Raw genomic sequence first — 9,926 nt, 5'->3', positions numbered from 1 at the left:
CTTGGCGCCGATTACTTTGAACGCCTTCACCGAGACCGAATTCGTCGATACCATGTAAAAAGACTTGAGCATCTGGGCTACAAAGTAAAACTAACGGAAGAGGCTGCCTGAGCCTAAGAATTTTCGGAACAGAGGGCGCGCAGGCCGCAGAGAGTTTTCGATTCTGCATGACTTTTCTCCGCGACCTCTGCAACCTCTGCGTTGATCTTTTGCTTTTCCTGCTTGGATGGCAACGATCTGCAGGTAAGTAGCACGAATAGCACGGAGGACGCCTGGGCGCCTCCGCGGGCATTCGTGTTCTTCGTGGCTGCTTTTGCCTTTTTGGGGAGGCTCCTCTCTCGTCAGTAGCGGTAATGGTCCGGCTTGTAGGGACCTTCGACCGGAACGTTGAGATACTCGGCCTGCGCCGGCGTCAGCTTCGTGAGTTTCACACCGATCAGTTCGAGGTGCAGGCGCGCGACCTCCTCGTCCAGCTTCTTCGGCAGTGTGTAAACCCCGACCTTGTAGGTATCACGGTTCTTCCACAGGTCGATTTGTGCCAGCGTCTGGTTGGAGAAGCTGTTGCTCATCACGAAACTGGGATGGCCGGTCGCGCAGCCCAGATTCACCAGGCGCCCCTCGGCCAGCAGGTAGATGCTGTGGCCGTCCGGGAAGGTGTACTTGTCCACCTGAGGCTTGATGTTGGTTTTCGTGACCCGCGGCTCGTTGTTCAGGCGGTCTACCTGGATCTCGTTGTCGAAATGGCCGATGTTGCAGACAATGGCCTGATCCTTCATCCTCTGCATGTATTCGAGAGTGATGATGTCGCGATTGCCCGTGCAGGTAACATAGATGTCCCCGCGGCCGAGCGTCTCTTCGACGGTTGTCACCTCGAAGCCTTCCATTGCCGCCTGCAGGGCATTGATCGGATCGATCTCCGTGACGATGACGCGGGCTCCGAAGCCGCGCAGCGAGTGAGCCGAGCCCTTACCGACATCGCCGTAGCCGCAGATTACGGCCACCTTGCCCGCAACCATCACATCGGTCGCGCGCTTGATCCCGTCACTCAGTGACTCGCGGCAGCCGTAGAGGTTGTCGAATTTCGACTTGGTCACGGAATCATTGACGTTGATGGCCGGGACCAGCAGAGTTCCCAGCTGATGCATCTTATAGAGACGGTGCACGCCGGTGGTCGTCTCCTCGGATACGCCGCGCCACTCCTTGGCAATCGTGTGCCAGCGGCGCGGGTTTTCGGCGTGGATCTTCTTCAACAGGTTCTTGATGACGCTTTCCTCGTGGTTGGAGGAAGGCGTGTCTGCCCAGTCGGAACCGTCTTCCAGTTCGTAACCCTTGTGAATCAGCAGGGTGGCGTCGCCGCCGTCGTCAACGATGAGCTGCGGACCTTTGCCGCCCGGGTGGCTCAGGGCCTCGTAAGTGCACCACCAGTAGTCCTCGAGCGATTCTCCCTTCCAGGCGAAGACAGGCACACCGGCCAGGGCGATGGCCGCCGCGGCATGGTCCTGGGTCGAAAAGATATTGCAGCTCGCCCAACGCACGCTCGCACCCAGACTCGCGAGAGTTTCAATGAGCACGGCGGTCTGAATCGTCATGTGCAGGCTGCCCGTGATGCGCACGCCTGCCAGGGGCTTCTCCGGCGAGTACTTTTTTCGAATTGCCATCAGACCGGGCATTTCGTGCTCGGCCATGCCGATTTCCTTGCGGCCCCACTCGGCCAGCGACATGTCGGCCACCTTGAAATCCACCGCTCTGCCATCCAATACTGAGCTGTTCATGTTGCATTCCTTTCTGACATATCGTAAAATCCAGATGTGATGATATGATAAAGGAAATATGGTTATGATGTCAATCCTGAAATTGCTGCGATTGGTTGCCGATCCCAGCCGGACGCGCATTGTCCTGCTGCTGGAGCAGGAAGAGCTTTCCGTGGCCGAGTTGCAGGAGATTCTCGGCATGGGGCAAAGCACCCTCTCAACCCATCTGGCGCAGCTCAAACAGGCGGGCATGCTCGAAGATCGCCGCACGGGCAAGAACATCTTCTACCGGCTCAAGGAGAGGAATGGCGGGGAACACGGGCCTATCGATCAGTTGATGGGGGTGCTGCGGCAGGCGGCCGAACAACTGCCCGGGGCCGAAGCGGATATGGCCGCGCTCCGGCTGATCCGGCTCAAGCGCCGCGACAGAGTGCGCGCCTACTTCGACGAGCTGGCAGGGAAGTTCGGGCGGAAGTATGTGCCGGGGCGCTCGTGGAAGGGGCTCGCGGAGACGCTGCTGCTGCTGCTGCCGCCGCTGGTGATCGCGGATCTGGGTGCGGGGGAAGGCACGGTGTCACAACTGCTGGCGCGGCGCGCCAAGGAAGTGATTGCCGTCGACAATTCCGAGAAGATGGTGGCGTTCGGGTCGGCGCTGGCGCGCAAACACGGAGTGCGCAACCTCCACTACCGGAAAGGCGATCTGGAGGCTCTGCCGATTGAGGACGGGGCGGTCGATGTCGCTTTTTTCAGCCAGTCGCTCCATCACGCGCAGCATCCCGAATGTGCGGTCGCCGAGGCATTCCGAATTCTCAAGGCGGGCGGGCGAATCATTGTGCTCGACCTGGTCAGGCACCATTGCGAGGAAGCCCGCGAACTGTACGCCGATCTGTGGCTGGGCTTCACGGAAGTCGAAGTTCAGCGGCTGCTCAGGAAAGCCGGCTTTAAAGATGTGAGCACTGCCGTGGTGCACCGCGAGTCGAAAGCACCTCATTTCGAAACCATGCTGGCGGCAGGAGATCGCTAATATTGTTCGATAATGATCCTATTTTGCATAGATCGAGTTAAACAAAAACTTAAACGTGCCGTGCGGCTGCGCACGCTGCAGAATCGCGGCCCCGAAGAGCAGGACGCGCCCCTGACCGATGGTTGCCTCAACGGCGACCGCGCCGCCATCCAGATATTCCTGGCCCCAGGCCCAGCCGCTGCGCAGCGGTGTCTTCGAGTCAAACCAGGCAATCGGCTTCACGCCCTGAGAGGCCGCGGTGGGACCCAGCTTGAACACGGGGCTGTTATCGAAGAAGACGTCGGTCTGTTCCTTCATGCCGCAGGCGATCGGACTGGTCGTGTCGACGTGTGCCCTCAGCACCGATCCCGGCACGTAGAACTTGGTGCGTGGCAGCGGCTGGCCGTTTTCGACGAGGTGATTCTCGATCGGCAGGTTGAGATAGCGTGCCAGATTCGAGGCTGACGTCCCGATGGCAATGACTTTACCGCCATTTTCGATGAACTGCCTGATCTGCGGCATCGTGCGTTCGACGGTCACGCCGCCGATTTGATCACGGTATTCCGCGGGGATGGTCTCCGGTGCGACGGTTCCCCCGGCGCCGCCGCCTCGGCCGCCGCCACTGCCGCCGGGAATGCCACCGGACACGAAGATGAGCGTGTCGTACTTTGCGTTCAGGTTTCCCGCGTCGAGCTGGGGTGCGAACACGCGCTCAAACTGAAACTCGAATTGCTCCAGAATCCATCTCGCCCAGCCTGCCTCCATGGATCCGCCGTACTGGTCCCAGAGGCCCACGCGCGGCCGCGCCAGCTTCCGCCATTTCTCCGGCGGCGCGCCCGCGGAGCCCGTGAAGCTGATGCCCCGGTCGGCAGCCACCCGTTGCAGTAATGGCAGAGTTGTGGGTTTTGCCGCGACGAGGAAGGAGCCGTCCGCGGTTCGATATACATCCTCGTTCGCTGCTAGCAGCCGGTTAACCGCGACAAACGCGTCGAGCGCGTTGGCACTGGTGAGATAAAACGGCTCTCCTGGCAGCAACCTTGGGACGGTGCCCGCTGGGGGTTTGATGTTCCAGTCGTTGAACCTTTCGAACGGCCCCGTGAAGCCGTCCAGGATGCGGTCAAATTCGATTCCCATCTGGAACGCCAGCGTCCAGCCGGCGTTGTCATAGGGCGGCGTCGGGGGCGCGCCGGAATACGGGAAGTTGTCCGGATGATCCTGGGGCTCGAACATATCGATCACGTGCGGCCGGAACGCCTGTGCTGCGAGCACGACGTAGGATCCCCCGGGATATTTCTTCCCGTGCACCGTAAAATCGCGGGTGGCGCGCTGAACCGTGATGCCGTTCTCGAGCAGGGCGTTCACGAATTTTGTCGCGGTCGGGAAATCGGGCTGGTCGGAAGGAATGATGAATCCGCGCGGATCGCGGTCCTCGGGCCGGTGGAGCGCACCCCAGAGCGGGTCATTCCCGGCCGGGGCGGGTCCGCCTCCCCGGCCGCCGGCCCCGCCGGCGCGCCCCCCTGTGGGCACTTCCATTGAGGCCGCGATTGTGGCGTAACGGTGCGGGCGGGGCGTCCAGGTGTCCCGGCTGCCGCGCTCGATCGAGTTCTTTCCCATCCTGTAGATGTTATATAGGAAGTTCTCTTTCATCTTCGATGCGATATCGAGCACGCCGCGATTGCATGCGACCGAATATTCGATCGACTGCTTGAAGTGCCACTCCTGGGGCGGAACCGGATACGTCAGATCGCTCGTGGGGAGTTGCCGATCCATCACAAGCGGCACCCGCATCGGCGTCGGACTGCCGATCATCTCGGTCAGGATCGCGACCATATTGTGGAACGCCGCCGTGTTGCGCAGGCCGCCATTCCACCACCCGTCATACGGCCCACCCGAACGCATGGTGGCGCCGGGCTTCCCTTCGACGGCCAGCCGCGTATGCAGCGCCAGGCCGACCGTCTGGATGCCGAGCACGAGCAAGGGATCCTGGTTGTAGTTGAACGGATCGCGCAACGGCGGCGACCACAGCACGGTGCCGGCCGGCCCGCTCTGGTGGTGATTGTAAATGATCTGTGGAAACCACTCGTGGTAGAGCACACGGTTCATGTTTTCTGTTTCCACTTGCGTGGACGCGAAAAAGTCACGGTTGTTATCGTGGCCGATATATTTCTGGTAGAGACGTGGCAGTCCGCTCAGGCTGCGCTGCAGGGGATCCGGATTCCGCATGTACCAGTCGGCGACCAGGTCGTTGCCGTCCGGATTGGCATGAACGAAGAGGATGATCACGTCGTTCAGAATTCTCATGGTCTCGTCGTCGGTGCGGCTCACCATCTCGTAGACCATCTCCCCGAGCTGCTGCACGCCGAGCGATTCGCTCGCGTGCAGGCCGCCGTCGATCCACACTACGGCCTTGCCTTCTTTTGAAAGCGCACGCGCCTGGTCGTCGGAGAGCCCTTCGGCGTGAGCGAGCTTCGCGGAGATTGCCTGGTAGCGCGCGAGGCTTTTGTGGTTCCGGGGCGAGGTGACAATCGCCATCAGCTGGGTGCGGCCTTCGGCCGTCTTGCCGATCGGCTGAGCCACGATGCGGCTGGACTCGCGCGCGAGCTTCTGCCAGTAGGCCGAAATCTGCCGGTAGTTGGCGAGAAAATAGTCGTCGCCGAAATTGCGGCCGAACTCTTCCTTGGGTGAGGTTATGTGCCCCGGTGCCCGAGGCGGCTGGGGCTGGGCTTGGGGTACTGCCACAAGCAGCAATACGCCGGCGAACAGTACAAGAGGTTGTCGGGTCATGGCTGGTCTCCGAGGGCGAGTCTAACTCAGGATTGTCTTTATTTCCAGGCGGCTTCCGATGCGCGGAGGTATGCCCGTATTGAACTCGAAATCTTCGTCTGCGAGCGCGACCGCCGGGTCGAGTTGAGGCTCCCCGCATCCGAATGAGCTGCGCCCGTGGCCGAAGCATCCCCACGCGCACAGAAGTGCCGCGATTTGTCGGGGATATCAATCCGCGTGCTCCATGGTATCTGTGATCGGTTCCTGTTCGTTCGGCCGTCGAACCCTTTTGACTCCTGTGGCATCTATATTCATAGCAACCGGTCCTCCCGGTTGCCCATAATTTAGTGGGGAGCTAAAATGTTCACGAAAAAGCAGTTAGCTTCTATGATGGCACTGGGCCTCCTCCTGGGAACGGTGCCCGCATCCGGACAGACCGACCCGAAGAGCGGGAAAAAAGAGCAGACTGCAAGCGGCGCTGCCACCGTAAAGGCTTTCCACACCCCTCGAATCAGGTTTGGAGGCTTCACCTTCGGCGCCGGATACAGCCGCTTCTCGGGACGTTTCCCGTTTTACCCTTTCTACCCGTACTCGTACTACGCGCCCTGGTACTATGACAACTTCTATCCCTACTATTATGGCGCCTATTCCCCATTGTGGTATCACTCGGGCTGGTACACAGGATTTGCCCGCGGGCCGTACATGGGGGAGGTCAAGCTCCGGTCCAATATCCAGGACGCCGAAGTATTTCTGAATGATGGGTTCGCGGGAAAAATCAAGGACCTGAAAACCGTGTGGTTGGACCCGGGAGTCTACGATCTGAAGATTCAAGCCGACAGCTATGCACCCTACACGGTGCGCATATACGTGCTGAGCGGCAAGACCCTGAAAGTCGACGCAAGACTGGCACCTCAAAAGGAGCCCTGAATCATGAGATCCCTCATCTCTTGCCTTGTCATCATCCTTTCCGCCACCCTGCTGGTTGCCGCGCAGGGCACGGTCCCGCGCGGGGAAGTGACGGCGTACCCGAACCACGTCGAAGTCGAAGGCGTCAGCCTGGGAGTTTCGGTGCTGAAGGACGCGGAGGTGAAGCAGCGCTTCGTCACCGAACTGGGCCGCGACTACCTCGTCGTCGAGGTCGCGCTCTATCCAAAGGACGGTGTCGATCTCAAGGTCGAACCGGACCGGTTTGTGCTGCGCACTCTTGACCAGGAACGGGCCATGCGCTCGGAGAACCCCAAGGTCGTCGTCGCCGCGCTCCGGAAGGCCGAGGAGTCGAAGAAGGAGATCATCCTGGTGCCGCATGTGGGGGTCGGCTATGAAAGCGGCACCGGCCGCTACGACCCGGCGACGGGCACCTACCGCCGCACCAGCGGCATCTACACCTCGACCGGGATCGACGTGATGGTGGGCAATCCCTACCCGGATCCCAATCCCAGGAATGAGGAGGTCATGGTCCTGGAGTTGTCGGAAAAGGGCCTGCCTGCCGGGACCTTCCAGAAACCCGTCGCCGGCCACCTCTACTTCCGCATCGGCAAAGAGCTCTCGAAAGACAAAGCCACGAGGTTCGAGCTGTCCTACGAGCTCAACGGAAAGGAAGGGGCCCTCGAACTGAAGCGCTGACCGTTACTCGTCCCGGAGTCGCCGGCTCATCCCTCTCCCCGGCGTCGTCAACCCCGGCTGGAACCAGCCGGCGGGTCGGCGCGTGCACTTGTCCCTGCACGCCGGCTTGGATGGCACAACCCGAGCCGGGCAGCATTTACCCGCACTCAGAATCGATTTGAAGCCACTCATCCAGGCTCGCCTCGCGTCGGTCGCGCCGGCCTGCGCAAACCGCCGGCCCGGGCGATCTGTTGAAGCCAATCGCGCGCATCGCTCATAGACAGTTATCGGTATGGCCGCACAAGGCGGAGCTCTCGGCATCGAGCGGATAGCCCGAAACGGCTTGGTGTCAGCCCCCGTTCCGAAATGGGCGCGTTCGATCCATTCTGTACCGGTTCTTCAAGGCAAACCGGCCGGCTGGCTGTCAGGGAACCTTTCGATGACGCAGTCCATTTCCCGGCGGATGGCTTGGTATTCCGGAGAATACCGGTTGCCGCAAGCGGGCCTCATGCAGAGCGACTCCTCGGTCGTCGGTCCAGGCTCGGGGCTGGCCTCGAGAATCCAGTAGATCGGCTTCCGGTCTGGGCAGGGACGCGCGGCCACAATGGCGTGCGGGAAGAGACCCGCTGCGGCGAGTGCTTGCTCAGCCCGAGCACGCGACTGCCTAAGGCCGTCCACCAGGAGCACGACTCTCCCGCGCAGTGCCAAGTGTCTGGCCGCAGTCTCGGCGTACTCCCGGACTCCTCCTCTAAGTTCGAAGCGGCCGGCCGCACGCTGGGCGTCGCTGGGCATGACGCCGCTCCCAACGGGCATGAACGGCGGCGCGCCCGTGACAAGATCGAACGAGGGCTCACCCGCCAGCATGGACGGATCGCGCAGGTCGCCGAGCCGCGGCTCCCAGCGATCCGCGAGACCGTTCAGCAGAGTGTTGCGCACGGCGAGATTGTGGCTCACCTCCAGCGCCTCCAAACCGATCACGCGGCAGCGGGGCAGGCGCTGGAGCAGCAGCATGGCCACCGTGCCCTTGCCGCTGCCCAGGTCGAGGATCCGGACCGCATCGGGGCATGCCCGCGCCGCGGCCCATGCCAGCAAGGTGTCGTCGGCCGCAGCCCGGTGGCCGCGGCGCTTCTGGATGATGCGTAGCTTCGAAGTAAGACGGTCCTGCGTCTCGTCCGGATGGATCAGCACCTGGCATCCCTTTCCTGCGGCATCGCGACCTTTACGGGAGGCCTTGATCCGCGATATCATCTTCTTCCAGCCCGAAGAAGTGCGCGGTCTCGTACGCAGGGCGATACCCACTTCCCAGGACGGGTGCCGGGCAGCTTTTTCTGGAGCACCACCAGGGTGACTTCAAGGGTAGTAGTTGTCAAGGTCGGGTTAGATTTCCGAAATCGCAACCGGTTGCGTTATGAGGTGCAAGCGAAGCGATTCGGAGTAGGCACTCTGGGGTTGCATCGGTGGGTCGGGCCGCTACCTGGCATTAGGAAACAGGCGCCGGGGTGCGGCAAAGACCTCCAGCACGCCGACCGAATTCGAACGGTCGGCATGCGTCGGCGTTTTCCCGCTCCAGAGTTGTTCCTATGCGTCCAAAATCTGGTGAAAATAATTGAACCAGTTCCGGCCTAGAATCCTCTCGATATCGGCGGCTTTGTACCCTCTCTTTTCGAGCCCTCGGACCACGTTGCGGAATCTCGCGGGCTTGTCCAACTCGGGAATCCAGGGCGGCCAGCGAACGTTGTACGAAGGCTTGAATTCCGTGAGCCGGGGAAGATACCAGTTCTCGCGGGTGGCGGATACCTCGATGCCACGAATCTGGAAGTCGGTGGCCAGGCCGACATGGTCGATGCCGCAGATCTTCACCGCGTGATCGATGTGATTGAGGTAATCTTCGACCGTCGCTTTCGGGTTCGGGCTCACGAAATACCCCAGTGCGACTATGCCCGTCATGCCTCCGCGATCGGCGAGCGCGCGCAACAATTCGTCTGGTTTGGCGCGCGGGTGGAAATAGAGCGCCTTGCACATGGTGTGCGTGAAGGCCGGAGGGCGGCGTGAGAAGGCGATGCCGTCCGCGCTGGTCTGTTCGCCGCAGTGAGACAGGTCTACGATGATCCCGAGCTGGTTCATCTTCTCGACACACTGAATGCCGAAGTCGGAAAGACCGGCATTGGTCCGTTCCGTGCAGCCGTCGCCCAGCAGATTGCGAGCGTTGTAGGTGAGCTGAATGCAACGGGTGCCGGCCTGATAGAGCTTGTCGAGATTGGCGACGTCTTCCTCGATGATCGTGCCGTCCTGGAATCCGAGCATCACGGCGAGCTTTGACTCGCGTTTGGCTCTTTCGATGTCGGCGGCGTGGAGGCAGTGAATGAACACCTCCGGATGCTGCTGGAATCGCGATTTCCACTGGTCCAGGCTTTTTATGGCGATTGCGAGGTTCCCGGTCGAGAGGCTGGTCTGGATTGCCGTATACCCGGAGGCTTTCCAGGCAGCGATTCCCGCGTCGTCCCAATTTTCGATCGAGAGAGCATCGATTACCAAAGCATGATCGTAAAGCGCATCCACCCCGCCGGACTGTGCCGCGGCAAACCGTGCGAGGCCGGCCATGCCGGCAGTCACTGTGAGCGTCGATTTTAGAAACTCGCGTCTGTCCATTGGATCCCCCTTCGCGGTCGCTAGCCTGGATTTCCACGGACAACCGTTCGCCTAAGAACTAGCCGGTTTTGGGGATCCTTGGAAGGTGGTCAATCTGAGCATTCGATTGTCCCACCAGGGGACTGGCACGGGCTGATCCATGATACCGGATGCGAGGA

At 61.1% G+C, this 9,926-nt stretch carries 7 protein-coding genes; 3 read left to right on the top strand and 4 right to left on the bottom strand.

What is annotated here, in order from left to right:
* Positions 1–341 precede the first annotated feature (341 nt).
* Positions 342–1,772, bottom strand: a complete 1,431-nt coding sequence (gene ahcY / locus LAP85_28745) for an adenosylhomocysteinase (GenBank protein ID MBZ5500402.1) — start codon at positions 1,770–1,772, stop codon at positions 342–344.
* Between the two features lie 64 nt (positions 1,773–1,836).
* On the opposite strand from ahcY, the gene LAP85_28740 reads away from it, so the two are divergent.
* Entirely contained in the window at positions 1,837–2,775 is a 939-nt protein-coding gene (locus LAP85_28740) for a metalloregulator ArsR/SmtB family transcription factor (GenBank protein MBZ5500401.1), read from the top strand.
* Between the two features lie 18 nt (positions 2,776–2,793).
* On the opposite strand, the gene LAP85_28735 is transcribed toward LAP85_28740, so the two are convergent.
* Positions 2,794–5,538: a peptidase gene (locus LAP85_28735; GenBank protein ID MBZ5500400.1), complete on the bottom strand. Its 2,745-nt coding sequence runs from the start codon at positions 5,536–5,538 to the stop codon at positions 2,794–2,796.
* A 339-nt stretch (positions 5,539–5,877) separates the two neighbouring features.
* Between LAP85_28735 and LAP85_28730 the strand changes: the two genes are divergently transcribed.
* Together LAP85_28730 and LAP85_28725 are read left to right on the top strand one after the other, a co-directional pair.
* Positions 5,878–6,444: a PEGA domain-containing protein gene (locus LAP85_28730; protein MBZ5500399.1), complete on the top strand. Its 567-nt coding sequence runs from the start codon at positions 5,878–5,880 to the stop codon at positions 6,442–6,444.
* Between the two features lie 3 nt (positions 6,445–6,447).
* Positions 6,448–7,140 carry a hypothetical protein gene (locus tag LAP85_28725; protein ID MBZ5500398.1) on the top strand — a complete coding sequence of 231 codons (693 nt, stop codon included), beginning with the start codon at positions 6,448–6,450 and terminating at the stop codon, positions 7,138–7,140.
* Positions 7,141–7,518: 378 nt separating this feature from the next.
* Here LAP85_28725 and LAP85_28720 read toward each other — a convergent pair whose 3' ends face one another.
* On the bottom strand, positions 7,519–8,367 hold the full coding sequence (locus LAP85_28720) for an SAM-dependent methyltransferase (protein MBZ5500397.1): 849 nt from the start codon (positions 8,365–8,367) through the stop codon (positions 7,519–7,521).
* 330 nt (positions 8,368–8,697) lie between these two features.
* On the bottom strand, positions 8,698–9,768 hold the full coding sequence (locus LAP85_28715; GenBank protein ID MBZ5500396.1) for a dipeptidase: 1,071 nt from the start codon (positions 9,766–9,768) through the stop codon (positions 8,698–8,700).
* Between the last annotated feature and the right edge of the window lie 158 nt (positions 9,769–9,926).

Source organism: Terriglobia bacterium (assembly GCA_020072565.1).
Lineage (GTDB): Bacteria > Acidobacteriota > UBA6911 > UBA6911 > UBA6911 > JAFNAG01.
The sequence above is the reverse complement of the archived record's forward strand: the minus strand, read 5'-3'. Positions and strand labels throughout refer to the sequence as shown.

Excerpts from the sequence above, each read along its gene's own strand:
- ahcY (MBZ5500402.1), bottom strand. The coding sequence starts at position 1,772 with ATGAACAGCTCAGTATTGGATGGCAGAGCGGTGGATTTCAAGGTGGCC.
- LAP85_28740 (MBZ5500401.1), top strand. The coding sequence starts at position 1,837 with ATGATGTCAATCCTGAAATTGCTGCGATTGGTTGCCGATCCCAGCCGG.
- LAP85_28735 (MBZ5500400.1), bottom strand. The coding sequence starts at position 5,538 with ATGACCCGACAACCTCTTGTACTGTTCGCCGGCGTATTGCTGCTTGTG.
- LAP85_28730 (MBZ5500399.1), top strand. The coding sequence starts at position 5,878 with ATGTTCACGAAAAAGCAGTTAGCTTCTATGATGGCACTGGGCCTCCTC.
- LAP85_28725 (MBZ5500398.1), top strand. The coding sequence starts at position 6,448 with ATGAGATCCCTCATCTCTTGCCTTGTCATCATCCTTTCCGCCACCCTG.
- LAP85_28720 (MBZ5500397.1), bottom strand. The coding sequence starts at position 8,367 with ATGATATCGCGGATCAAGGCCTCCCGTAAAGGTCGCGATGCCGCAGGA.
- LAP85_28715 (MBZ5500396.1), bottom strand. The coding sequence starts at position 9,768 with ATGGACAGACGCGAGTTTCTAAAATCGACGCTCACAGTGACTGCCGGC.